At 26.5% G+C, this 26,356-nt stretch carries 20 protein-coding genes; 2 read left to right on the forward strand and 18 right to left on the reverse strand.

Annotated elements, in window-relative coordinates:
* Positions 1–36: 36 nt before the first annotated feature.
* The 8 genes from BN346_RS04690 to BN346_RS04725 all read right to left on the reverse strand — a co-directional run bounded on the left by BN346_RS04690 (position 37) and on the right by BN346_RS04725 (position 11,139).
* On the reverse strand, positions 37–1,932 hold the full coding sequence (locus tag BN346_RS04690; RefSeq protein ID WP_034439998.1) for an FtsX-like permease family protein: 1,896 nt from the start codon (positions 1,930–1,932) through the stop codon (positions 37–39).
* The gene (locus tag BN346_RS04695) at positions 1,932–2,684 is read right to left on the reverse strand and encodes an ABC transporter ATP-binding protein (RefSeq protein WP_034440000.1); all 753 of its coding nucleotides are present in this window, start codon (positions 2,682–2,684) and stop codon (positions 1,932–1,934) included. The genes BN346_RS04690 and BN346_RS04695 overlap by 1 nt, the downstream gene beginning before the upstream one ends.
* A gap of 324 nt (positions 2,685–3,008) precedes the next feature.
* Complete coding sequence (locus tag BN346_RS04700) at positions 3,009–4,034, reverse strand: sensor histidine kinase (RefSeq protein WP_034440001.1); 1,026 nt, start codon at positions 4,032–4,034, stop codon at positions 3,009–3,011.
* Complete coding sequence (locus tag BN346_RS04705; protein ID WP_034440003.1) at positions 4,031–4,702, reverse strand: response regulator transcription factor; 672 nt, start codon at positions 4,700–4,702, stop codon at positions 4,031–4,033. Before BN346_RS04705 ends, BN346_RS04700 begins: the two co-directional genes overlap by 4 nt.
* 1,042 nt (positions 4,703–5,744) lie before the next feature.
* Positions 5,745–6,191: a hypothetical protein gene (locus BN346_RS04710; protein WP_034440005.1), complete on the reverse strand. Its 447-nt coding sequence runs from the start codon at positions 6,189–6,191 to the stop codon at positions 5,745–5,747.
* A gap of 16 nt (positions 6,192–6,207) precedes the next feature.
* A complete protein-coding gene (locus BN346_RS04715; RefSeq protein ID WP_034440007.1) occupies positions 6,208–6,984 on the reverse strand; it encodes a MerR family transcriptional regulator in 777 nt (258 codons plus the stop codon).
* A 602-nt stretch (positions 6,985–7,586) separates the two neighbouring features.
* A complete protein-coding gene (locus BN346_RS04720; RefSeq protein WP_034440009.1) occupies positions 7,587–9,407 on the reverse strand; it encodes an ABC transporter ATP-binding protein in 1,821 nt (606 codons plus the stop codon).
* A 4-nt stretch (positions 9,408–9,411) separates the two neighbouring features.
* Positions 9,412–11,139, reverse strand: coding sequence for an ABC transporter ATP-binding protein (locus BN346_RS04725; protein ID WP_034440010.1), 1,728 nt, complete (start codon positions 11,137–11,139; stop codon positions 9,412–9,414).
* A gap of 97 nt (positions 11,140–11,236) precedes the next feature.
* Between BN346_RS04725 and BN346_RS04730 the strand changes: the two genes are divergently transcribed.
* Positions 11,237–12,049 (forward strand): MerR family transcriptional regulator, encoded by an 813-nt coding sequence (locus tag BN346_RS04730; protein ID WP_242838393.1) that lies wholly within the window; start codon positions 11,237–11,239, stop codon positions 12,047–12,049.
* Between the two features lie 128 nt (positions 12,050–12,177).
* On the opposite strand, the gene BN346_RS04735 is transcribed toward BN346_RS04730, so the two are convergent.
* The 9 genes from BN346_RS04735 to BN346_RS04775 form a co-directional block, all read right to left on the reverse strand.
* The gene (locus tag BN346_RS04735) at positions 12,178–13,218 is read right to left on the reverse strand and encodes an aldo/keto reductase (protein WP_034440012.1); all 1,041 of its coding nucleotides are present in this window, start codon (positions 13,216–13,218) and stop codon (positions 12,178–12,180) included.
* Positions 13,219–13,286: 68 nt separating this feature from the next.
* Positions 13,287–13,643: a GNAT family N-acetyltransferase gene (locus BN346_RS04740; RefSeq protein ID WP_158644449.1), complete on the reverse strand. Its 357-nt coding sequence runs from the start codon at positions 13,641–13,643 to the stop codon at positions 13,287–13,289.
* A gap of 150 nt (positions 13,644–13,793) precedes the next feature.
* Positions 13,794–14,522: a creatininase family protein gene (locus tag BN346_RS04745; RefSeq protein ID WP_034440016.1), complete on the reverse strand. Its 729-nt coding sequence runs from the start codon at positions 14,520–14,522 to the stop codon at positions 13,794–13,796.
* A 523-nt stretch (positions 14,523–15,045) separates the two neighbouring features.
* A complete protein-coding gene (locus BN346_RS04750; protein WP_034440018.1) occupies positions 15,046–15,903 on the reverse strand; it encodes a uroporphyrinogen decarboxylase family protein in 858 nt (285 codons plus the stop codon).
* Positions 15,904–16,337: 434 nt separating this feature from the next.
* Positions 16,338–18,065, reverse strand: a complete 1,728-nt coding sequence (locus BN346_RS04755; RefSeq protein WP_034440020.1) for an ASKHA domain-containing protein — start codon at positions 18,063–18,065, stop codon at positions 16,338–16,340.
* Positions 18,065–19,066 carry a uroporphyrinogen decarboxylase family protein gene (locus BN346_RS04760; protein ID WP_051540026.1) on the reverse strand — a complete coding sequence of 334 codons (1,002 nt, stop codon included), beginning with the start codon at positions 19,064–19,066 and terminating at the stop codon, positions 18,065–18,067. The genes BN346_RS04755 and BN346_RS04760 overlap by 1 nt, the downstream gene beginning before the upstream one ends.
* Before the next feature lie 103 nt (positions 19,067–19,169).
* Complete coding sequence (locus tag BN346_RS04765; protein ID WP_081770921.1) at positions 19,170–20,246, reverse strand: uroporphyrinogen decarboxylase family protein; 1,077 nt, start codon at positions 20,244–20,246, stop codon at positions 19,170–19,172.
* A 32-nt stretch (positions 20,247–20,278) separates the two neighbouring features.
* Entirely contained in the window at positions 20,279–20,923 is a 645-nt protein-coding gene (locus tag BN346_RS04770) for a corrinoid protein (RefSeq protein WP_034440024.1), read from the reverse strand.
* Positions 20,924–21,987: 1,064 nt separating this feature from the next.
* Complete coding sequence (locus BN346_RS04775) at positions 21,988–22,893, reverse strand: alpha/beta hydrolase (protein ID WP_034440026.1); 906 nt, start codon at positions 22,891–22,893, stop codon at positions 21,988–21,990.
* A gap of 336 nt (positions 22,894–23,229) precedes the next feature.
* On the opposite strand from BN346_RS04775, the gene BN346_RS04780 reads away from it, so the two are divergent.
* Positions 23,230–24,072, forward strand: a complete 843-nt coding sequence (locus tag BN346_RS04780; RefSeq protein ID WP_051540027.1) for a fused DSP-PTPase phosphatase/NAD kinase-like protein — start codon at positions 23,230–23,232, stop codon at positions 24,070–24,072.
* 35 nt (positions 24,073–24,107) lie between these two features.
* On the opposite strand, the gene argS is transcribed toward BN346_RS04780, so the two are convergent.
* Positions 24,108–25,802, reverse strand: coding sequence for an arginine--tRNA ligase (gene argS / locus BN346_RS04785; protein ID WP_034440028.1), 1,695 nt, complete (start codon positions 25,800–25,802; stop codon positions 24,108–24,110).
* Between the last annotated feature and the right edge of the window lie 554 nt (positions 25,803–26,356).

Here is a 26,356-nt window from a genome sequence, read left to right on the forward strand (position 1 = left end):
TAAAGAACATATAATTAAAATATGCTCCTTTTATTATTAAACATTAACAATTTTTCTAAAGCTTTTAATTGATATAATTGCACTAACTAAAAATATAGTTACTGATACTATTGTACTTATTATAAAGATTATATTTAAATTTTCTGATAAAAAGTTTCCCAAAACGTGTGTTGCAAAGAAACTATGAAGCAATCCTATAGACAATGGGAGAATATAAAATAATTTTACTTCTTTTCTAATAGCTCTTCCTAAATCTTTTTTTGATGCTCCTATATCTTTTAAAATTTTATATTTATCCTTATCTTCTGTTGCATCACTATATATCTTAATGTAAATAATACTAGCTTCTGCAAGTACAAATACCAAAAATAAAAATGCTCCAATAGCATAAACAAGCTTCAACCATTCAACACTTTGAGTTTTATATTTACCAATTTGAAAATTAATATTATCATTTACATATTTACCTAATCCTTGATCTAATTCATTAATAATATTTTCATTTAAAATATTTGAATCATCTTTAACCTTAATTCCATAAAAATTAACCCTTTGTCCAACATTATTAAGTTTTTCATATTCTTCATTATTAACAACAATTGTTCTTGATTTAATTAATGAACCTAAAACCTTAAATCTTGTATCACCTTCACTAATTTCAAAAATTTTATCAGCAATAGTTAGTTTATTGGGCTTAATTAAGCTTACCAATGTGTTAGGGTTTTCAATGTAAATGACATTGTTTTCTTTAACCATATTTTCATTAATCTTTTCTAAGTCTTTTTCATATCCATTAGTTTTCAAAATACCTGTAAACTCATCATAAGACATCACTATATATTCTTGTTCTGGATTTTCTAATGTATCATTAACCATTAATACATCAGTATTTAAATCAAATTTCTTTTCACCTAATACCTTAGTAATATTTTCACTTATATTTGCTGTATCTATTTTATTTTGAGAATAAAAAGACATTGTAAACAGCTGATCATTTTGCTCACTCATTGTATAAAGCTTTCTCATAGATACTGAGGTACCTAAAACAGTAACTGTACATGCTGTTAAAATCCCTATTGTAGCATATGTAGTGTAATTCTTCTTAACTCTATATGCTAAACTATTAATAGTTAGTATGTTTTCTCCCTTATATAATATATTTTTATTATTAGTTAGAAAATTAAGAACTGCTGGAATAGCAGCATAAAATAATCCATAAGTACCTATACAAACTAAAATTAAAGTTTTAAAGGCATTCATTTCAGACGCAAATACTAAATAATATCCACATGTAATACAACCTATAGATAGCATTGCAATTATATAAGTACAAATTGTTATTTTAGGCATCTTTTCTGTTTTTCTACTATTATTCAAAAGCTCAATTACCTTGCTCCTTGAAATATTGACAAATCCTTTAATGCTCATTAATAAGAATATTGCCATAAATATTATAAATGTACTTATCACAGATTTAGAAGTAATAGCAAATTTCACATCTATATTAAAGCCTGCAAATACAAATACTATCATTTGAAAAAGCTTGGAAAATAATGCTCCAACACCAATTCCGATTATACTGGCTGATATGCCAATTAACATCATTTCTGTAAAATATATTTTACCTATAGTTTTTAAATCTACTCCCATAAATATAAAAAGACCTATTTCTTTTTTTCTATTTTTTAAAAATATATTAGACACATACCATATAAAGAAAAGTATAAACAATCCTAAAATTATACTTATCATTTGTAATATCATTTTAGTATAGCTGGCATTAGCATCTCCTAAAACTTTTAATGATTCACTATCCATAAGTATTAAAAAATTACTTAATACAATTACGGAAAATATCATTGATATAAAAAACATTGAATATGTTTTTATATTATTTTTGAAGGTATTAAATGCTATGAAAAATACATTCATTATTTAGCACCTCCTAAAGTTGCTAACAAATCAATTATTTTACCATAAAACTCTTTTCTATCATTACCTTTATTTATTTGACATTTAATTTCTCCATCACTAAGCATATATACTTTTTTAGAATAACTTGCACTAATAGCATCATGAGTAACCATTATTATGGTTGCATTATTTTCTTCATTTACTCTCTTTAAACATTCTAACAAATCTGTAGAAGACTTAGAGTCTAGTGCCCCTGTTGGTTCATCTGCAAAAATAACCCTTGGCTCTGTAATTAATGCCCTTGCTGCAGCCCCTCTTTGCTTTTGTCCTCCTGACAGCTCATATGGATATTTCTTAAGATGCTCTTTAAGTCCAAAAACATCAGCTATCTTATTAACTTTTTCTTCTATATCTTTGGTTTTCTTTCTTCCTAAAGCCAATGGAAGCGCTATATTATCCATTAGTGTCATATTATCTAACAGACTGTAATCTTGAAAAATAAATCCTATTTTTTCTTTTCTAATATTAGATAATTCTTTATCTCTTACCTTATTAAGATCAATTCCATCTAAAAGTATTTCACCTTTACTTGGCTTATCTAGTGTAGATAATAAATTTAGAAGTGTAGTTTTACCTGCACCTGATGGACCCATTATAGACAAAAATTCTCCCTCATTAACAGATAAAGATATGTTATTTAAAACTCTAGTCTTAAAGCCTTTAATTCCATAATCCTTTGATAAATTGTTTAATTTTAATATTTCTCTCATCAAAATCCCCCTCCAAAATCTAATTTTTACTTTCCTGAACTATAGGGAAACAAGCTCGAATTCAAAACTATTTTTTTAGCTGTAAACATATTACTTTAAAAAGGAATACTCACTTTAAAAGGATTCCGAGCTAGTCTCACTCTTAAGTGTATCCAAGTTTTGGAACTAATAATTATGAAGATGAACTTGTAACACGCCATTCTCATTTAATATTTGAATAATTTCATTTTTCAGCTTGGAACCCTATATATCAGGTTATAAATTAATTTTAGTGGTTTTTTACTAATTAATCCTTCGCTTAACATTACATTTAAACTTCTAATGTTACATTTTTGTAATAGTAGTAAATTCAGATATTTTATTAAACTTAATTTTAAATAATGTATATTCATTTTTCACTGAGTAAACTTCAAATGAATTTCCTAGTTTATTTAAAATCTTTTTGGAAAAATACAGTCCCATCCCTGTTGATTTATATCTTGTATTTCTACCATTGGTACCTGTAAAACCTTTATTAAATATTCTTTCTAAATCTTCCGTTGCAATTCCAATGCCATTATCTCTTATATTTAAACATATATATTTATCACTTTCCTCACCATAAAATTTAATTTCAGCATTTTCCTTAGAATACTTTATTGAATTATTGATAAGTTGATCTAAAACATATAATATCCATTTTTTATCTGTAAAAATATAGTGTTCGAGATTCTCTAGTTTTATTTCTATATTATTTCTTATTAACATAAAGGCATTATTTTTTATAGCTTGTTTTATTACATCTTGTAATTTTACTTCTGAAATAAAAATATCTTCTGCAGCTGCTGTTGCTCTACTTCCATATATAACTGAATTAACTAAGAAATTTATTTTTTCAGTTTCATTTTTAATTTCAGTACTAATTTCTGCATCATCAATCCGTTCTAAAATCATTGATATGGCACTAATAGGTAGCTTTATTTCATGAACCCATTTTGAAATATATTCTTCCATATCTTTGATTTGTGTATCTTTTATGTCTAATACTTTTGAATAATTGTTATCTTTTTTATTAATTATGTAAGCCATTATTTCTTCTTCTAATGAGTAACCCTTTATGTTACTTATATTAATATCATTATCTTCTTCTATAATTTCATAAAGTTCACTAAATCTTTCTTTCCAGCGTACATATTTCATTATAAAAACACAAATATAAATAAATATAAGTATTGCATCTAAGTAATATATCTCTTCCATTCTATTGTTTAGTAAATTTAATATTAAAAAATAGCTATTAATAAAAATTAATATACTAATATTTAAAAATATACTTTTTATATTTTCCTTAATAAATCTTTTTAAATTCATTGAATAAAATACCCTATTCCTTTTTTAGTTTTAATAACATCCTCCAAACCTAGCTCTCTTATTCTTCCTCTAAGTCTTGTAATGTTCACAGTTAAAGTATTATCACTAACAAATTCATCATCATTCCATAAGCTCATCATGAGCTTTTCTCTAGATACTACCTTACCTTTGTTCTTTATTAATAATGATAATATTTTCATTTCATTTTTTGTAAGCTCTATTTTATTATCCATGTAACTAAAAATACATTTTTCAACATCTAAAACTGCATTGTCATAATAAATTAATGAATCTGATGCACTATAATCGTAGCTTCTACGTAATAAAGCATTAATTTTTGATATTAATACCTCCATAGAAAAAGGCTTTGTAATGTAATCATCACCACCATTATTCATCCCCATAATAATATCCATATTGGAATCTCTTGAAGATAAAAATATTATTGGTACCTTAGAAAATTCTCTTATTTTTTCACACCAATAAAATCCATCATAAAAAGGCAAATTTACATCCATCAATACAAGACTTGGTTTTTTCTCTATGAATTCCTTTACTATATTATTAAACTGATCTATTGTTTCTACTTCAAAACCCCATTTTCTTAAAGATAACGCTAGCTCTCTAGTAACATCTAAATCATCTTCAATCAACATTATTTTCTTCAAACTTTTCACCTCTTATTTAATCTCTCACTTATCTTATTAAAATACTATCATAATTTTACAATTAAAGAAATTGAAAAGGATATTCAATTATAATGTTTCAAATTCAAAATTAAAATATAGCTTTTTTATCATAATTTTGTTTTGCAAAGTTGAAACCTCGACTACAAATAAAGGAATTTGTATATAAGTTAAGAAGTAAGAGAGAAAAGTGAAGAGTTAAGGTGGAAATCCTAAAGGATTTCTTTTTAAATGCATTTAAATTCATCTTTGCTGAATTTATTCATTAACTTTTTACTCTTAATTTTTATTTTTTAACTAATTAGTGGTTTTACAAGAATGAATTCTCGCCTACAAATGAGGAATTCTTATTTCATTTATAATAATTAAAATATTGCCTTTTAATCATAAAGTAATTTTATATTTGAATTACGAAATAAAAAATACCGTAAAATTCAATTATGAATAATACGGTATTTTCACAATAGTTTAATATTATTACCTATTTTTTCTTTTTCCTACTAACTCCTACACCACATCCAATGGCTGTAGAGATAGCGATGATTAATGTTATAACTTGCCATGATGACCATCCAGCGAACTCCATATCTCTTACCTCTCATTACTTCTTTTATATGTTATATTGTAGCATATATTGTAATTATTATGCTGTTCAATTTTCAACAAACAAAACTTCCTTAACCTCTTCGCACTCTTATCATAATGTCATTTTGCAAGGTTAAAACCTGACCTACGGATGAATGAGAAAATTTAAATTTTTTCCTTGTAGCTGAGGTTTTAACCTTGGCGGTAATATATCCTTGCTAAATTTTCGCCTACAAATAAAGAAATTTTTATTTCATTTATAATAATTAAAATATGTTCTTTTTATTATAAAATAATTTTATATTTATATTAATACATAAAAATACCGTAAACTCATTTCTGAATAATACGGTATTATAAAAGATTATTTATTTTTATTTGCTATAACTTACATTAAATCTATTTACTAAATTGGAGTTTACCTAACTTTATAATATCTTCATTTGGTTCGTAAACAAACTGATTTAAAAGAAATAACACTAAATAGAAAAGTTTGCGTCAAAATTTCAATCATACCACCAATCTCTAAATTCCAAGGTTCGATCACAGGTTTATAATAGATAAAATACTCAATTGAGCCAGGAGCTGTTGAAGGTGTGTTAACTAACCCTACTATTACAATCATCATCCAAATAATCAACCACCCATATTTACTATTTATAAAAGAATTTCTAAACACCCAAAGAACAATTCCAAATAAAGCACCACGAACGATTTGAAAAACAGGCGCTAAGCCTACAATTAAACTATTAGTATCTCTCATACCTGCTTGTGCTAATGTTGACTGATAATCAAACAATGTCATAAATATAATTCCACAAACAACATACGTTATTATGTGAATTATCGTAATTTTAAAAATGAATTTACTTCTTTCTTTTAACATATAATAAATATCTCCTTTATATCTCTAAATTAAGTTTTGATAGATAACAACTAAGCGCAGATTCTAAAAAAGAATCTACTTCTTTTTGTTTATCCGCCAAATTACTATCCCAATTTTCTTTATTTTGGTTAAATTTTTCAAGTTCAGGAAGTAAGCTCATATCTCCTCCTGTAAATTCCATAATCATATTCCACCATTTTTGAGCTACTGCAATACCTTCTTCGCTTTCAGGAGATATACCTCTATTTTTAAGTTCAAGAGATTCATCTAAAACACTTTTATACGTTTCATAAATCTTGATACCTATATCATGATTATCTGCAAATCGATTTTTAATATGTTCTTTTATAGTGTCATCAAAGTTTTTCCAAACCCAATATCCATCATTTTTAACTCTCATCATTTCAATAATTTCTGAATACTTTACGAAATCTACTTTTCCTGTTTTTGAGATTTCAGTTTGTAATGAACTGAGGATATCATTTACCTTTTTAAGAGCTTCAATCTGACTTTCTACAGATTTCATTTGAAATTCTAAAACATTTGCAACTTCTTGTGGTGTATCAAGAAAAAATATCTTGCTTTTAATTTCCTTTAATGAAAACCCTAAATATTTGAAAGATAATATCTGATGAAGTCTTATAATGTCTTTACAAGAGTATAAGCGTCTTCCACCCTCACTGATGGCAGAAGGTTTTAAAAGCCCTTCCTTATCGTAGTATTGCAGAGTACGAACACTTACTCCCATTTTCTTTGCAAGTTCTCCAACCATTAGAAATTCGTCTTTTATCATTTGTTTATCCTACCTCCTTTTTTACATTTTAATATATAACGCAACGTCACAAACAAGAGTTTTTTTTTAAAAGCAATTTTTTTCTTTTTACTAAATACTGAATTACTATATGTACAATTATATAAATAATCTTTCAAATAATTTCTCATTTATCTATATCTATAATACAAATTTTTTCGCTTAAAATTATCTTATTACAGAATTCAATAATAATACATTTTGTAAATACATTATTTATGATTCTAAATTTAATTAGTTACGTCGCTTTTTAAGCATAATATAGTTTTGCAATGTTGAAACCTGGCCTACGTATGAATGAGAAAATTTAAATTTTTTCCTTGTAGCTGAGGTTTTAACCTTGGTGGTCTCTGATTTGAATTAAAATGGAGAATAAAAACAATATAGTAATATTACGAAATAAAAAATACCGTAAAATTCAATTATGAATAATACGGTATTATAATAATTTATTTATTAACTTTTCACTCTTACCTTTTACCTTGATGGTAATTTCCTAATTTCTAATCAACTACAAACCTTTATAGTATTATGTTATATTTGTTTTAAATCTACTATTTCTATATTATGTATGATAAGTTTTTCTAATTGGCTGCTTCAAATTGACTATAATAAAGAGAAGAATAAAAACCATTTTGTTCTAGAAGACTTTCATGATTTCCTTTTTCTATAATATCTCCATCTTTAACAACCAAAATCATATCTGCATTTTGAATAGTTGATAATCTGTGTGCTATGATAAAACTTGTCCTATTTTTCATAAGTCGTGATAATGCTTTTTGAATTTCTACTTCCGTTCTTGTATCTACACTTGAAGTAGCTTCATCTAATATCATAATTGTTGGATCAGTTAGCATTGCACGAGCAATAGTTAAAAGCTGCATTTGTCCTTGAGAAACATTAGATGTTTCACTAGAAATTATAGTATCATATCCTTCTGGTAGTGTACGAATAAAGTGATCACAACAAGCTGCTTTTGCAGCAGTTATAATTTCCTCCCTTGATGCATCCATCTTACCATAAGCAATATTTTCAGCTATTGTACCTTTAAATAACCATGTATCCTGAAGTACCATACCAATTTCTTTACGTACTGCACTTCTAGAAAATTCCTTAATATTAACATTGTCAATTGATATAGAACCTCCATTCAATTCATAAAAACGCATAATCAAGTTAATTAATGTAGTTTTTCCGCCACCTGTTGGTCCAACAATAGCTACCATTTCATTAGGTTTTACTTCTAAATTTAGATTTTTTATTAAAGTTTTATTTTCTGTGTAACCAAATTTTACATTTTCAAATGTTACTTTACCCTTAAACTCTGGAAGTACATTATTATTACTATCTACAATTTCTTCTTCTTCATCTAGTAATTTAAAAACTCTCTCAGCTCCTGCAATGGCAGATTGTAACGACATAATAACATATGAAGCTTGAGTCACGGGTTCAGAAACTTGATTTACATATTGTAGAAATGCTTGAATTCCACCTAATGAAATCTGCCCATTAAGTGTCATTATTCCACCTATAATAGCTGTTACTACAAAACCTAATTGGCTTAAAAATCTAATAATTGGATATATAGCAAAATCAACAAACTGTGCCTTTCTATTTGCTTCAAATTGCTTTTTATTAAGCCTTGAAACTTCTTCAATTATATCTTCTTGTTGATTAAAAACTTTTATAATACGATTACCTGAATATACTTCTTCAATTTTTCCACTTAAATCACCCATAGCAGCAAAATTTTCAGCATAATAACGTTGACTTAGCCTTGATACATAATTTGTTGCAATAGCGCTAATTCCAATAAATGCAAAGATTAATAAAGATAACTTTATATTTAATACAAGCATACTAACGATTGTAAAAATAATTGTAAAGCAAGAAGATATAAACTGCATAAATCCGACCTGCATTACTAATGATACTTTTTCAAGATCAGTTGTTACCCTACTCATAACATCGCCTGTTTTATGCGAATCAAAATATTTTAGTGGAAGTTTGTTTATTTTCTCGCTAATCTCTTTACGAAGTGATAAAGTTAAATTTTCACCAATACTAGCTATTATGTATTGCTGAACATACGAAAGTAAACTACTAACAATAGATATTAGTACTAACATAAAAACTGGCATAGCTAATGCATTTGTAACTGCTGATAATATACTTACAGATCCATCAAATTTACTAATTGCACTTACTAAATTATTAATAGCTACTCCAATCATAAGTGGTATAACTGCATAAGATGCACTACTTAGTAATGAAGATATACCTACAACTATTAATTTTTTATTTTGTGGTTTTAATCGTATTAATAGTCTTCTAATAGTCTTTTTAGCATTTTTAGGAACATCATTATTAATTATTATTGCATCCTTTTTCTTATTTTTCTTCATAAAATCAAACCTCCTTTATATTCATTTGACTTTTAGCAATTGCCCTGTATACAGAACAGTTTTTTATTAGTTCATTATGTTTTCCAATACCAACTAATTTGCCTTCATCTAACACAATGATTTGATCTGCATCCATAATTGTACTTACTCTTTGAGCAATTATTATCTTAACTGCATCTGTCATATTTTCTTTAAGTGATTTACGAAGTGCTGAATCTGTTTTTAAATCTAATGCGGAAAAGCTATCATCAAAAATATAAACTGGTACTTTCCTTATAAGTGCCCTTGCAATAGCTAATCTTTGTTTCTGTCCTCCCGAAAAATTAGATCCACCTTGAGAAACTTCTGAATCTAATCCCATAGATAATTTGTCTACAAAAGAATCTGCTTGAGAAATGCTTAATGCTCTTTTTATATCTTCTTTAGTTGCATCTTTATCTCCCATTTTTAAATTGTTTTCAATTGTTCCACTAAATAAGAATGCTTTTTGAGGAACGTATCCAATTTTATATCTTAATTCTTTTTGTGAAAGGCATCTTATATCTACTCCATTTATACAAATCTGTCCTTCATCTATATCATGTAATCTTAAAAGAAGATTAGCAATAGTACTTTTACCAGAACCTGTACTTCCAATAATTGCTGTTGTTTCACCTTTATTACATGAAAATGATAGATTTTTTATAACAGGTTCTTCTGCTCCGTGATAAAAGAAAGATACATTTTCAAATTCAACAACTGCAGGGTTATTTTTTACTGCCTCTTTTTCTATGTTTAAATCTTTAATCTCTGGATTAATCTCCAAGACTTCTTCTATACGATCAAGACAAGATTTCATTTTAGGTAAAGTAACACTTGTTGTTGTAGCCAATATTAAATAGCTGAGTGTAATAATGGCATATTCAGTGACTGCCGTTATTTGTCCAATTTCCATTGTACCTTTCATAGAAAAAGTTCCACCCATCCAAACTATAAGTGCCACAGACAGCCCCATCATAATCCATATTGTAGGATTCAATATAGCAAATAGTTTATTTAGTTTTATCATATCTATAGCATAATCTTTAAAAGCTTTGCTTTCTCTATCTTCCTCATATTTTTCATTTCCAAAAGCACGGATAACACGAATTCCAGTAATAGATTCCCTTATTACTTGATTAATATTATCTAATTTAGTTTGAATTCGCTTAGAAATATAAATTGATTTTTTTAATATTAACACAGCAAAAAATATAAATATTATTACAGATAAAATTAGTATTACTGCTAAAGTAATATTAGTATATGCTGTCATAATAATAGACACACCAATAATAAGTGGTGCTGGAACTATAAGTTGCAATACCAATCCAAAAGTCTGTTGTAAATTAGAAATGTCTGAAGTGGTACGTGTAATCATAGAAGAAACACCAATGGTGTCAAATTCATGAATAGATAATTCTTGACTCTTATGAAAAATCTTATCTCTCATGTAATAGCCCAAGACTGCTGCTAAATCAGCAGAATAGTAACTTCCTAAGACAGCTGATACTGTTGTTATTAAAAGAACTATTATCATTTGAATTCCTATACGAAGAATTTCATTCATATCTCCTTTCAAAATTCCATTGTCTACAATTCCTGCTATAAGAAATGGAATAAGTAATGTTCCTACTACTTGTCCTAAAAGCATTATTAATGTTATTCCCAATTTACCTTTTCTTTCTTTTAGGAATAGTTTTAAATACTTCATATTTTACCTCCCTGTATGTAAATAACTTTGTAAAATTTTATGTCAAGTGGTATTATAGACCTTAAAGTAACTTTAATGTCAATAATTTATTAAAAATTTGGAGGCTATCATGAAAGATATATCTTATATGCCAATAAAAGAATTTTCTTGTCTAACTGGTATTAAGCGTGAAAATTTAAGGTACTATGATCAAATTGGATTACTCTCACCAGAGTTTCGTGGTGAAAATGGTTATCGTTATTATGCTAGAAGTCAGCTTACTACAGCATATTTAATTATTTCTCTTAGGGAAATTGGAATTAGCATAGAAGAAATAAAAAAATATATAGATGTACGTACTCCAGAAAAAATGTTTGATTTGTTTAGTTCACAAAAAAAGCGTATTTTGAAGGAAATAAAAAAGCTTAAACGTATTCTAGAAATTATGCAATTGTATGTAGATATGGCAGAGGATGCTATAAAATATGCTGAAAATACTATACATATTGAATACAAAAATGAAGATCCAATTTTTTTAGGTCCAATAATTTCTAAAGATTTTCAAGATGATTCTGCTATTTCATTTTATAATTTTGCTGCTGAAAATGGAATTGATGTAGGTTATCCGCTTGGTGCTATTATTGACATCCAAAACATTGAATCAGGAAAATCTTTATCTGTAATGAACTACTATTTTAAAGTTAAGAATGACCAAAATACATATAAATTAAAAGGAAAATATGCTGTATTCTATGGCAGATGTGCTTATGGTGAATCTGACAATCTTTATGAAAAACTATTTACCTTTATTAAAGAAAATAATTTACGCATTTGTAGTAATGCCTATGAAGAATATCCTTTAAATGAACTTACTACTAAAGATGAAAATCAATACTGTGTAAAAATAGAAATAATGGTTGAAGATATTTAACTCATATATCTTCAACCATTATTTTTTAATAAAATTTCTATTTAGTAAAAAATTATATCCTAAATTTAGCAAATAAAAATTTAAATATTCACTCTTATTTTTTACATTAATAGTAAATTACTATTTATCTAATCTAAAATAGTCCCTAAGTTTTTTATTAAGTTTTCTCTTTTTTTACTACCTATCATCGCTGCATATACACCTTTAGTTTCTACAACATACTTTATAAGCTCCTTACTATTAAATTCTCCAGTTTTAAAATCATTGCATTGATTTAATGGTGCACTTATAGTAACTTTTAACTCAAGTTTATTAGCTGCATCTATGGCACTTAAGTATTCATTTTTAACTTTTTGAGTTTTTTTAGTTTTAGCTGTATTATCCTTCATATTATATGGCATTTGAACAAATCTAAAATGATGATCTTTTCCTCCTATTTCTTCTGCCAACTTTATAACCTTTTCTAAAGATATATACATTGGATTATCCTCACTAACTCTAAATGCATACCAAGTTGCCATACCGTAAAATCTTATATGACCTTTTTTTACTTCTCCTTCATAAAATTTTATTAAATTCTTCAAAGCATCAAAAAAGTTTTTTTCTCCAATCTCCATTTTTACACGCTCTGGATTATGAATATACATAACATCAATAGTGTTTAATCCTAAATTTTTTCTGCTATTTTTTATTGAAAATTCATGTAATTTAACATCTATTGAATAAATCACTTCTTCATCTTCAATAATTTGCTTTTCTCTTTTTATCTTTTCTTTTTTTAATAAAATACTATTTATATATTCTTTTGGTGCAATATTTAATTTAAAGTCATTATCTATAATTCCAGCTTTAGATGATATTACTATTTCATTTCTTTTTAAAATTTTCTTTTCATTAATTACAAAATTTAATGCATTGCCAATATTTCTTTCCGACTCCATTTCTCTATAAATACATGCTGTATCAATGTAATTAACTCCATTAATAAGTCCATAAATTATGCTATCGATATAAAGATTAGAATGTTCTTTTGAAGTATTTCCAAGATAAGTTCCTATAGCCATTGGCAATGTGTAAAACCAAGGTGTTTTTCTTATTTTCTCAGTATTTATATTTCTATTTTCAAAATATGATTTTGTATCTTTTAAACTTGCATATCCCTTTATCATTGTAATTCACTCCTTTTAATTTAAATATATTAAATACCTAAATTAAAATTACACATACAACTTATAAATTAATTTATATACTTTTCATAATTAATAATAGACATGTTTTCATTTACTTTTTTGATTTCTCCCACTTTAATATATCCTAACTTCTCATACAAATGACAATTGCCTTTTTCCTCATATATTATATCCAAAACCCATTTGAGTATTTTATTATGCTTTTCTTCTAGTATTTTTAATACTTCCTGAGCAATTCCCCTATTCTGATATTCTGGAATTACAGATAAACCAGAAATTTTACATATGTCACTTTCTAAATATGTTAATCTAACCCACCCAATATTCATATCATTAAATTTAAAAATATATGCAATTGTGTTATCCCTATCAATTTTTTCTTTAATTGTATAAACACTTTCCATTGCTGGATTCATATTGTAATCATGTTATACATTTAGTAATGGTATAAAAGATTTTTGTTGTATATCATAAATTATCTCTGCTGCTTCGTTAGTAATTTCTTTTATTTCTAACATCATTTTCCCTCATAGTAATGCTTATATAGATAAAATTTATTCTTCTACTTTAAAATAAATTTCATTAATCATAAGCTCTATTCTCTCTATTATTTTCTCTGCTACTTTATTTATAATTTTTTCACCTTTTTCTTTCGTAGCTAAAGTTGCATCTCCGGTTATAGCATCTTTAAAAATAGTTTTTCCTCTATCTTTAAACTTGACAGGATATAATGCTTTATTTGAGTTTTTCGTAGCTTTATCCATTTGAACTAAACTTTCATCATAATAAAGTATAGCTGAGGTTTCATCTTCTCCTCCATGTCCCTGTCCACTTGTTATAGTAAGTATTTCACTTGAATAATCCATCCACCAATTTATATTCATTGCAGTTGCACCAATTCTTACTAACTTTTCACTAGCCAAATTTAAAGCTGTTATATTTCCACCATGACCATTGAAAAATACTATATTTTTTATACCTTGATTATAAAAACTTTTTCCTATATGATAAACATATTCTGCCATAACATCTGATGGTATATCTATTGTTCCACTATATATTGATAAATCATAACTTTGTCCATAAGGTATTTCTGGTGCAATCCAAATTTTATCACCTATTGATTTATCTATTTTTTCACAAAACACTCTTGGTGAAAAAATATCTGTTCCTAATGGTAAATGATGACCATGAGCTTCTACAGAGCCTATTGGTATTATAACTGTTTTTATTTTCCCTACCTTTTCATTAAAATCATCTGAAGTATAATTTACTATATACATAACAATCTCCTTACACAATTCAAAATTTAAAATGTATTTATCTTATTTAAATTCTACTTTGCTCATAATATCCCTCTTAAAATTTTAAGAAAGAACTATTTTTCAATGGTTTGTATAAACTTAAATCATTGATTGCATCTTATATTATTTCTTAAACTCATTATTTTTACAAAAATAAAACCTCATCTACAAAGTAACATTTTTCTTGTAGGTGAAGTTTCAATCTTGGTATGAATATAGGGTTGAAATTTTAAATAATAACTTTATCAAATGATAATTTTGCAATTACAAGTTATTCCCATTTTTATATTTAGAACCAATTAAAAAGTAAGAGTGAAGAGTGAAAAGTTATGGTAGCTAATACTCACTTTGTTCCTAATATCTAAAAATAGAAATACCTAAAAACTACGTTTTTATATTGTTTTAAACTAATTTACTATGTAAGTTAAATAATAAAAAAACTTTTTTCTTTCATCAATAAACAGGAATTATTTAAATAATTTAATTTAGCAAGCAGTTTATTTTAAAGCTCCATAACTATTATTTTGTTGTCAGCTTTCTTTAATGATGTTCTTTTTACACACCAATGTCCTAAAACTTTTGACTTATCACTTTTTAAAAATGTTTTTAAAGCTTCTCCATAGGTATCCTCCGCTACTTCTACTTCATTAAACCTAGCCATATTAGTTTCTTCTAGTGATGTAGATGTTCTGCCACAAAGATGTAATATTACATTGCTTTTTTCAAGTTCTTCATTAAGCTCATTTACTATTTCCAATGTTAATTTACCGCTTAGTTCTTTATAAACTTTTGGTCCAACTATATCTATATTTCCTACAGGATCCGCATAGGAAATTATTTTTGCGCCTCTTTTTATTCCTTCTTTTATGTACATTATAAGATTTCTCTTTATTAACTCCATAAATTTGATTATTTCTTCTTTGTTTTTTCTATATGATTTATAAAATAATGAACTGTCCATTAAAGAAGTGGCTATTGTCATAGGCCCCTCTACCATAAGTACAACATCTTCACCTTTTAAACTTAAAAACTCAATTGAATTTAAGACCTCTGATATTCTCCCACTATTAAAATCTATATCTGTTATTTTGCTTAATTCATCTATATTTTTAATAAAATAATCTGAAACTCTAGAAGTATTATTTTCATCAGCAAGCTTTATAATGGCACCTAAAGCTTCTGATTCTACTGTATTACAAAATGGTACTCTACACCATGTATCATTTTTAAGTAATTCTATTTCCTTGGAAATTTCTCCCATAAAATTTCCGCATGTATTTATTCTTTTATAAAAATCTTTATATCTAGATGATACTTCTACAGGAATATCTACAGAATTATCATTTGCACATTTAAACATTTTCTCACCATTCCTTTTTAAATTTTTATAAAAATCTCGCTCTTCAAATCACTAAATAAAAAATTTACAATTTAGTGACTATTTTTTATATTAATTATGCTTTATATTAATAGTAAAGAGTTAAATATATTTCTATTTATCTATTTGAAATTCTAATAGATATAAATTAATTTACAGTCCCTTCAATTCTAATATAGTGAAAATGACTTCGAGCTAGTCTCACTCTTGAGGGTATAAAAGTTTTTGAATTAGTAATTTAAAATATAACTTTGAAACCCTATTTAGAAAGACAAGCGTATATTTTAAGCTTGTCTCATAGTATCACTTTTAGATTGTATAAATATTAATTTGCAATTTTGTCGTCCCATAAAACTTTTTAAACTTTATTATATCTTTATATTAATAGAAATATTTTAACTCTTTATTTTCATATTTTAAAAATTTAATTCTTTTATAAAGTGTTCTTGAAATTCACTACTTGTAGACAATTCTAAAACACTCATATTTTCTTTAAGTGTTGTCATTTCTTTAAACATATCTTTATTTAAAATAGCTATTCTAGCACCTTCTAATGATGTATTTCCTAGGAATTTTATTTTTCCTTTAAATCCTTTTGGTATTAATCCTATATTTTTTATACTTTCACCATTAACATGATATCCAAAGGCTCCAGCTATATAAGCATCTTCTACATCTTCTATATTTAAATTTATCTCTTTTAAAAGCATAGTTATTCCTGCTGCTATTGCACCTTTTGCAAGCTGTATTTGTCTAATATCTTTTTGTGAAATATAGATGTTTTCAGTTATATAAAATTTCTTATCTACTATTTTATCCTTTATAATTTCTGGTAATTCTTTATTGAATCTACCACTTTTTAATACAATTTTAGATTTTACAAGTGCTGATGCTAAATCTAAAAGACCACTACCGCAAATTCCTAAAGGTTCACAATCTCCAATTACACCATAATTAATATTATAATCATCATCTATACTAAAGCTTTCTATTGCACCTTCTTGTGCTCTACATCCACAACTTATATTCATACCTTCTAATGCTGGCCCTGCTGCTGTTGATGTAGCCATAATTTTATTATTATTTATAGCAACAATCTCTCCATTTGTTCCTATATCTATAAATATTCCAGATTTAGATTCTTTATTAAATCCACTTGCAATAACACCTGCTACAATATCTGCTCCAACATAAGATGATGCATTAGGTAATAAAAGAATATTTCCTTGGCTATTTATATTAATTTCTAATTCACAAGGCTTTACATTCATTCCATCTAAAAATATAGGTCTATATGGCGCTTTTGCCAAATTTACTGGACTTATACCTAATAATAAATGTAACATTGTAGTGTTTCCTGCAATACAAATAGAATAAACTTCATCACTATTTCCATAGTCTATTAAAAGTTCTTTTACTAATCTATTTATTTCTTCACAAATAACTCTTTTTAAGTCATACACTCCATTAGTATTTTCCATACAATAAGTTATTCTTGTTAAAACATCTCCTCCAAATTCTGTTTGTGGATTTAAAGATGATATTTTATTTAAAATAGCTCCATCTTCTAAATTTATTAAATAACTAGATATACCAGTTGTACCTATATCAATAGCCACTGCAAAAATTTTTTCTATTTTTTCTTTTATATCTATTATTAAATTTCCTTTTGTTACAATTTCAAAACTACTTTTATTGTTTAATTCTAAATTAGATAAATTGTCATATAGTTTTATTGATGATATTTCTTTTTCTATATTCTCTATAAATGGTTTAGAACTTTTTAAATCAAAAATTTCTACAGTTTCCTTTTTTATTTCTGGTAATAACTCTGTGTCTATAGAATAACCTCTATTTATAGTTTTAAGTTTTTCATTTTTATTTATAAATTCAACTTGTACATCACCAGTTACTTTTGCCATACATGCAAGTCTTTCATTTTTTTCTATGTTTATAAATGGTAACTCATTTTCCTCTACTTTAGTTAAATCTCCAATTGCAATAACTTTACATTTTCCACAAATACCAATAGCATTACATGGTGTTTCAAGTTTTAAATTATTTTCTCTAATACATTCTAAAAGAGTTGAACCTATTTCACAATTTGCATAAAGATTTTTATCTTTAAAATATACCTTTGGCATTAATTACTTCTTCCCTTCACATAACTTGTCATTATTTTCAAGTTTTCTTTTGGTGTAGCCATGCTAAGACCACAAGCTGGTGAAACTATATTTACACCTGATGCAATGCAATTTTCTGTTACTCTTATAATTCTTTCTTTATCTCCTTGATGTAAAAGTTGAGTGCTTACATTTCCCATAAGATTATTCTTTATCTTTAACCTAGCATCTCTCATATTCACTCTTGAATCAAAACTTACTGCATCTATATTCAAATCATCTAAGCTTTCTATAATGTTTTTAGAATCACCACAAATATGAATTATAACTGGCGTATTAACCTTATGCATTTCATCTAAAAACTTTCTATACATTGGATATGCAAATTTTTCAAAGTTTTTCTTTCCAAGTATTTCACCTGTAGCTGTTGGGTCTGATATTGCTATAACATCTGCTCCTGCTTTAATCATTTCTTTTGCATAATCTATAGAATACTCATTTACATACTCTATAAATTTATAAGCAAGTTCAGGTTCTCTTCTAAACATTTTTATTAATTTTAATGGATCTACTATTGATGTGGCAGTACTTATTGGTCCTGTTATATTTCCTATTACAGGTACATTATCATTTTTTAATTTTTTAATTGCTTCTATAACTACAGGCATTCTCTTATCCATTAATGGCTTTATATTATAAGATTTTATAATTTCTTCCAATTCATTTTCATTATATTTTGTTACTCTTGGTTCTACTGTCTTATCGCCAAAACTTAATTCTATTCCTAAAGGTTCTGCTTCAACTGTCATACAAAACGGAACTCCATAATTTTCAAATCCAATTTCCTCATTTACAAGTTTAGCTGCTTTTACCATTGAATCACAGTCACAATTATGATTCTTATCTATATTTAATAGTATGTCTGTAACAGCTGCATTCATCATGCCACCTGGACATATAACTGGTGGTCTATCCACCTCTTCATTTCTTAAAACTTTTAATAATCTTTCTTTTTCATTCATAACTAAAACCTCATTCATAATAACAGATATACCAGTCCAAAATTTTATGAACTGGTATGAATCATGTTTATAATTTTATATCTATTTAAATTTGTATAGGAATCTATAATTCATTTATATTTATTGGATATCTTCCATATAGTCTTGCAGCATCCATTAAAGCCTCTATATTTTCTAGCTTAGTTCCTGCCGGAATTTGACAACCAGTTCTTAATATATATCCTTTTGGACTTCCATATCCTCTTTTTATACATTCTTTAGCTTCTCTCATTATATCTTCTCTTGTTCCATTTTTTATTGTTTCTACTGGTTTTACATTTCCAGATATAAGCATTTTATTTCCTAATATTTTTTTAGCCTCTTCTACATCTTCAATATTATCTATACTTATAGATGTTATACCAGCTTCTGCTACCAATTCCCATATCTCTTTACTTTTTCCGCATATATGAATACCCATACCAACGCCAGTAAGACTTCTAACTTTATCTACACATTTTTTAACATACGGCATTGAGAACTCCCTATACTGTTTTACACTTAATAAACTAGTAGATGACACTGGATCTGACATTGAAAATCCAACACCTAAGTTTGAAGCTGCTTCTATAATTTTTATATTGCATTCAGTAACTAAATTTAAAAGTGTATGTAACTTTTCTGGATTTTTTATCATTGCTCTTAAAAGCTTATCTGTTCCAATAACTGCTGATGCTGCACTTAATGGTCCAGCTACATTACATCCAACACCGACAACATGTCCAAGTTTTTTTTGAATTTTTTCTAATGCTTCTAAACAAACTGGGATTTTTCCATCTTTATGTGGATTTATAACATCTAAATTATCTACATCTTTTATATCTTTTAAAACTGGCTCTTCTACATATGAAATACTATTTTTAGGAAAAGCTATTTTACTTCCTAGTGCTTCTCCTACCCCTCTTAATGTAGTATTTACACCTACTGAATCATGCCCTAATTTTTCAAATAGGAACTCTTCAAGATTTGCCATATTGTCAGCAGATCTATAATACTCATCTATATTTATACCTATAAGTGGTGCCATTGAATCACCCATATGTGGCATACATGGTATTCTGTCAAACTCTAGCCCTTTTGAAAAAGCTATCATTCTTTCCTTTGGAGTCATTTCATCCTTTTTTATTACAGTTGTATCCATTTTAACTCCCCCGAGTTTCCCTACAAGTTATTTTACATTGAATAAACTTCTTTTACTCTTCTAACAGCTTCATTAGCATCTGTTGTATATATATCTGCACCTATATCATTTGCAAACTTTTGTGATACTGGGCCTCCACCTATCATAACTTTAAATTTTTCTCTTATATTCTTTTCATTTAATTTATCTATAACAGTTTTCATTCCTGGCATAGTTGTTGTCATAAGTGTTGACATACAAATTAAATTTGCATCTTTTTCTTCTGCTTCTTCAACAAATTTCTCTAAAGGTACATCTCTTCCTAAATCATAAACAGTAAATCCTGCTGCTTCCATCATAACCTTTACAAGGTTTTTACCAATATCATGAGTATCACCCTCAACAACACCAATAACAATTTTTAATGGATTTTCTATTATACCTCTATCTAAGTGTGGTTTTAAAATATCTAATCCTTCATTCATAGCATCAGAACATATTAAAACTTCTGGAAGGAAATATTCTTCTTCTTCATAAAGTTTTCCTACTCTATCCATTCCTTTAATTAATCCACAATTTATAGTCTCATATGCTGGTATTCCCATTTGTAATGATTGTTCACATAATTCCTTTGTTAAATCTTCTTCCATATCAACTACTGCATCACTTATATTTTGAAATAATTCTTTTTTGTCCATTTTATTTACCTCCGAAATTAAAATAATAAATATTATTTATATAAATTTATATAATGCTGTCTTTTTTTGTAAATCACTATATATATTTTATGTGATTTATCTTATTATATTGTAAAATCTTTTATAAAATTTTACCAATAGATAAAAACTATAGAAGTTTTACTATCTATTTGATATTTAAATTTTATTTGTTACATTTATATAATAAATACATTTTTTTAAGTGTATATTGATGAATACTATAGGGTTCCAAGTTTGAATTTTAAATAACATCTTTATCAAATGATATTATTAAGCTTACAGTTTATTTCTATTTTTATATTTGGAACCAAGTAAGAGTTAAGAGTGAAAAGTGAAAAGTTATGGTAGATATTACTCACTTCGTTCCTAATATCTAAAAATAGAAATGCTTAAAAACTACGTTTTTATATTGTTTTCAATTAATTTGCTTAGTAAATTTAATAAAAAATCATTCTTTAAAATTGAAAATAGAATTTTTACATTAACTGTAAGATGTCAATTGTCAATTTTTTTAATATAAATATATAGATTAATAATTAGAGTTAAAGTTCTCAACTGAAACATGAGTAACTTGGATTGCTATATAGGGTTCCAAGTTCAAATTCAAAATAACATCTTTATCAATTGAAAAACTTTTTCTATTTCATCAAGAAACAGGAATTATTTAAATTAGTATTTCTTTAAAAATTGATTTAGAAAATCTTATTAATTTGTTTTTTATTTTCAAGACCTGAACCCAAGGACGGGTTCAGCGACTGCCTAAACAGGACGTCGATTCAGCCGTTTAGTCTTGGAAATAAAATGGCAAATTCATTAGAGTTTCTTTGAGATTTTTATGAATAACGTTTTGAATAATTCCTGTTTCTTGGAATACTACTATTCTCATTTATTATTTGAATAATTTCATTTTTCAACTTGGAACCCTATATAAGGTATTTGCTTTTTATGTGCTTGAATAATTGGAGTTTTAAATAGGAAATCATTTAAATGTTAATTAAAAATAAAAAAGATGACTTCTCTTTATTGATAGTCATCTTTTTTTACTAACGCAACACATTTTTTATAAAGTTCTTAACAGTTTTTTTATATTCTTCTTCATTAACATCATAAGAACACACATGGTTTGCACCTTCAACTATATAAATTTCATTTTTATTTCCTTTTTTAGCATTATACATTTCTTTGCTCATCCATACTGGTACTGTAATATCTTTTGTTCCATGAATAAATAATGTTGGAATTTCACTATTTTTAATGTCATCAATTGGTGATACATCATTCATTGAAAACTTACATTTTATTTTAAAAACTAAGTTTAATATTGGATAGAATGGTGCAAATGGAACCTTACTCATTTTAAATTTATATTTTAATAATTCTTTTCCATTAGAGTACCCACAATCCGCAACTATAAAGTTTATTTTATCATGATGCTTTCCACCATACATTAAAACTGTTGCAGCACCCATTGATTGTCCATGCAATCCTATTGTAATGTCATCTCCAAATTTTACCTTTATTAAATCTACCCATTTATCTAAATCTTTTTGTTCCAATATACCATAAGTTGGATATGATCCCCCACTATCTCCATGTGCTCTTACATCTATAAGTAATACATTAAATCCTTCTGACTTAAATATATTTAAAAATTGTAGAGACATATAATGATTCCCTGTATATCCATGAGATATTATAATAAACTTCTTACTTTTTGGAAAAAAATCAAGATAATACCCCTTTAGTTTACATCCATCATCACTTTCTATTTCTAAATTTTCAAATTCTAAAAAATCATATTCTCTAATGTCATATATTCCTCTTTTAGTTAAAAGATTCATTGATTCTTCTTTATTCTTTTTATGACTATTAATACATTGATTAAATGCAAACCTAACTACATACCAATATATTAAAATTATAGATAAAACTAGTACTAATGCAATCATAGTGTTTAAATTCCTCCGTGTAATAATATAATTAATTTTAACTTATTTAAATATTAATGTATAGTATTGAAAAGTATACTACATTTTAATTTTCTATCCAAATCAAAAATTGCCAAAACTGAAGTCTTATCTACAAAACAAAAAAATATTAACCCCTTACCTAAAAAGAAATAAAAGTTTAAGAATTCAACTACAACTAGAGAAAATACTAAAACCTCAATTGATAAACTATTACATTTTAATAAACTGTATTGATAATAATATGAATATTTTTCTATATGAAACTTAATACTAAAGTTAATTAAATTTATAATTATTTTTGAAAGGACATTGTCTATGAGTTATTTTAAAAAACTTTTACTTGTTTTATTACTTATTTTTTCTTTTGCTTTTAATTCCTTTTCAGTTTTAGGATATGATGAAGCTTCTAATATTTATACTGTTTTAGATAATGAAAATTCAAATTCTCTTCCTAATCTTTTTAGAAAAGATGCTTCTTTAAATATATCTGGAAGTGCTCAATTTACTGCTGCTCAAGTTGAAAATATAATAAACAATATAGATAGTAACAAACTATATATTGTAGATCTTAGACAAGAATCTCATGGATTGTTGAATGAAAATATAGCCTTTATGTTTTGGAATCCAAATGTAGATTTAAATGATGGACTTTCTAGTAGTGAAGTTTTAAGAGTTGAATCAAAAGAAATTTCTAAAATTCCTATTAGTTCAGTGATGCATATATATAATAAAAAATTAGATCTTTTAAAAACTGTTAAAGTTCAAAGTGTTTTGTCTGAAAAAAATTTAGTTACCTCAAAAAATATTAATTATATTAGATTTGCTGTAAAGGATAATTATATTCCTTCTGATGATATTGTTGATGAGTTTGTAGACTTTGTAAAATCAGAAGGTACTTCTTCTCATCTACACTTTCACTGTGAAGCTGGAGAAGGTAGAACAACTACATTTATGGCAATGTATCAAATGATGAATAATAAAGATAATTTATCACTTGATGAAATACTTCAATATCAAATTAAATTAGGTGGTATTTCATTAATTGATATACCAATAAGAAAAGATTTTCTTAATACTTTTTATAACTATACAAAGGCTAATATAGATAGCAACTTTGAAGTTCCATATTCTAAATGGGTAGAAAGAAAAGTGATATAAACTTAAAGTTTATATCACTTTTTTATATTGTTTTATTACATTCTGTCTACTACTTCTAAACCTATTAAATTTAAACCATTTTCTATTACTTGAAGTGTTGCTTTTACAAGATTAATTCTTGCATTTTTTACTTCTTCACTTTCTGAATTTGCTATATTATGAGCATTATAGAATTTATTGAACGCCTTAGCAACTTCTATACAATATCTTGTTATCATAAATGGTTGAAGCTTTTCAAGTGCTGAACTTATAGCATTTTCAAAGTTTCCAAGTTCTTTTATAAGTTCAAATTCTTCTTTTGAAGTTAATTTGCTATAATCTATTTCAGAAGTTACACCTTCTCCAACTTTTCTTAATATACTTTTTCCTCTTGCATAAGTATACTGAACATATGGACCTGTTTCTCCTTCAAAGCTTAACATTTCATCCCAGTTAAATACTATATCTTTTTCTCTTGAATTTTTTAAATAAGTAAATACTATAGCACCTATACCAACTTTTCTAGCAACTTCTTCCTTGTTTTCAAGTTCTGGATTCTTCTCATTTATTATCTCTAATGTTTTTAAAACTGCTTCATTTAATAAGTCTTCAAGGAATACTACATCCCCTTTTCTTGTTGAAAGCTTTTTATCTGCAAATCTTACAAGTCCAAAGTTTACGTGAACACAATCCTTTGCCCACTCATGACCCATAAGTTCAATAGTTTTGAAAACTTGTTTAAAGTGAAGTGCTTGGTCCTTTGCAACTACATATATATTTTTGTAAAAATCATATGTTTTCTTTCTATAAAATGCAGCAGCTAAATCACGAGTTGCATATATTGTTGCTCCGTCTGCCTTTTTTATTATACAAGGTGGCATATTATATTCATCAAGCATAACAACTTTTGCACCTTGGCTATCTGTTAGTAATCCTTTTTCATCTATCTCTTCTATTACAGCATCCATTTTATCTGTGTAGAAACTTTCTCCATCAAAAGAATCAAATGAAACATTTAACATTTTAAATAACTTATCAAACTCTTTTAAACTTAAGTTTCTAAATCTAGTCCAAAGTTCAACTTCTTCTTTATTTCCATCTTCTAACAATTTAAAGTGTTTTCTTCCTTCATCATTAAGTTCAGGATTTTTATCTGCTTCTTCATGGAATTTAACATAAACTCTTAGCATTTCTTTTATTGGTTCTTTTTCTAATGCTTCTTCATCACCCCAATTGTTATAAGCATAAATAAGCTTACCAAATTGAGTTCCCCAGTCTCCTAAGTGGTTTATTCCTATTGCATTATATCCATGAAACTTAAATGATTTATATAATGAATTTCCAAGCATAGTTGTAAATAAGTGACCTACATGGAATGGTTTTGCTATATTTGCTGAACAATACTCAACAATAACATTTTTTCCTTCACCATCATTGTTAGAACCATAATTTTTACCTTCACTTAAAATCTTATCTATAGTATTTTTTATAAGTATTTCTTTATTTACAAAAAAGTTTAAGTATGGTCCAAAAGCTTCAACTTTTTCAAAGTTATCATCGTTTATTTTTTCTTTTATTTCACCTGATATCATTTGTGGTGCTTTTCTCATTGTTTTAGCTAATGAAAAACAAGGAAATGCATAATCACCCATATCTGCCTTAGGTGGTATTTCTATTAATTTTTCTATTTCTTCAATATCCATATCAATATGATTTTTTAATATATTAGCTATATAATTTTTATAATCCATAAATATTCCTCCAAACTTTTCTTTATATATTACAAATTTTATTTTTTTACAATATAAAAAACCCGTCTCTAATAAAAGAGACGGGATTATCCGCGGTACCACTCTAGTTGACTTATAATAAAATAAGTCCCCTTATACTTTAACGCTACATAGCGACAATTTTTTGTTAATAAAATTAACTTTCTCAAATTGCTTTTCCAAGGTTCTCTTCCTATAGCAAATGCTACATTCTCATGTTACCACTTGAATTTCTATAAATTTATAGAGCTTTCACCAACCTCTACTCGCTTAAAAATTTTTTAGAAAGTACTGTCCTCTTCATAAAATTTATTTTTTTCAATTATACACTATATTATATACAGCTTTAACAATTTGTCAACTAAAAGTTTATTTGATAATGGTACCCATACCCTTTATCATTTAAAAAAGTACATCTTATAATCATCGATTTCATTCTCAATTGATAATATAATCCATCTATTTTTTTACATTTTTTCTATTAACATTTTAGTGTTTTTAGTATACTATATATATTATACTTGTTTTAAAGTAAA

The sequence above is a fragment of the Clostridium ihumii AP5 genome (assembly GCF_000612845.1).
GTDB lineage: Bacteria > Bacillota > Clostridia > Clostridiales > Clostridiaceae > Clostridium_J > Clostridium_J ihumii.

What these genes read in the sequence shown, in the direction of transcription:
- BN346_RS04690 (WP_034439998.1), bottom strand. Translation starts at nt 1,932, where the DNA reads ATGAATGTATTTTTCATAGCATTTAATACCTTCAAAAATAATATAAAA.
- BN346_RS04695 (WP_034440000.1), bottom strand. Translation starts at nt 2,684, where the DNA reads ATGAGAGAAATATTAAAATTAAACAATTTATCAAAGGATTATGGAATT.
- BN346_RS04700 (WP_034440001.1), bottom strand. Translation starts at nt 4,034, where the DNA reads ATGAATTTAAAAAGATTTATTAAGGAAAATATAAAAAGTATATTTTTA.
- BN346_RS04710 (WP_034440005.1), bottom strand. Translation starts at nt 6,191, where the DNA reads ATGTTAAAAGAAAGAAGTAAATTCATTTTTAAAATTACGATAATTCAC.
- BN346_RS04715 (WP_034440007.1), bottom strand. Translation starts at nt 6,984, where the DNA reads ATGATAAAAGACGAATTTCTAATGGTTGGAGAACTTGCAAAGAAAATG.
- BN346_RS04720 (WP_034440009.1), bottom strand. Translation starts at nt 9,407, where the DNA reads ATGAAGAAAAATAAGAAAAAGGATGCAATAATAATTAATAATGATGTT.
- BN346_RS04725 (WP_034440010.1), bottom strand. Translation starts at nt 11,139, where the DNA reads ATGAAGTATTTAAAACTATTCCTAAAAGAAAGAAAAGGTAAATTGGGA.
- BN346_RS04735 (WP_034440012.1), bottom strand. Translation starts at nt 13,218, where the DNA reads ATGATAAAGGGATATGCAAGTTTAAAAGATACAAAATCATATTTTGAA.
- BN346_RS04740 (WP_158644449.1), bottom strand. Translation starts at nt 13,643, where the DNA reads ATGGAAAGTGTTTATACAATTAAAGAAAAAATTGATAGGGATAACACA.
- BN346_RS04745 (WP_034440016.1), bottom strand. Translation starts at nt 14,522, where the DNA reads ATGTATATAGTAAATTATACTTCAGATGATTTTAATGAAAAGGTAGGG.
- BN346_RS04750 (WP_034440018.1), bottom strand. Translation starts at nt 15,903, where the DNA reads ATGTTTAAATGTGCAAATGATAATTCTGTAGATATTCCTGTAGAAGTA.
- BN346_RS04755 (WP_034440020.1), bottom strand. Translation starts at nt 18,065, where the DNA reads ATGCCAAAGGTATATTTTAAAGATAAAAATCTTTATGCAAATTGTGAA.
- BN346_RS04760 (WP_051540026.1), bottom strand. Translation starts at nt 19,066, where the DNA reads ATGAATGAAAAAGAAAGATTATTAAAAGTTTTAAGAAATGAAGAGGTG.
- BN346_RS04765 (WP_081770921.1), bottom strand. Translation starts at nt 20,246, where the DNA reads ATGGATACAACTGTAATAAAAAAGGATGAAATGACTCCAAAGGAAAGA.
- BN346_RS04770 (WP_034440024.1), bottom strand. Translation starts at nt 20,923, where the DNA reads ATGGACAAAAAAGAATTATTTCAAAATATAAGTGATGCAGTAGTTGAT.
- BN346_RS04775 (WP_034440026.1), bottom strand. Translation starts at nt 22,893, where the DNA reads ATGATTGCATTAGTACTAGTTTTATCTATAATTTTAATATATTGGTAT.
- BN346_RS04780 (WP_051540027.1), top strand. Translation starts at nt 23,230, where the DNA reads ATGAGTTATTTTAAAAAACTTTTACTTGTTTTATTACTTATTTTTTCT.
- argS (WP_034440028.1), bottom strand. Translation starts at nt 25,802, where the DNA reads ATGGATTATAAAAATTATATAGCTAATATATTAAAAAATCATATTGAT.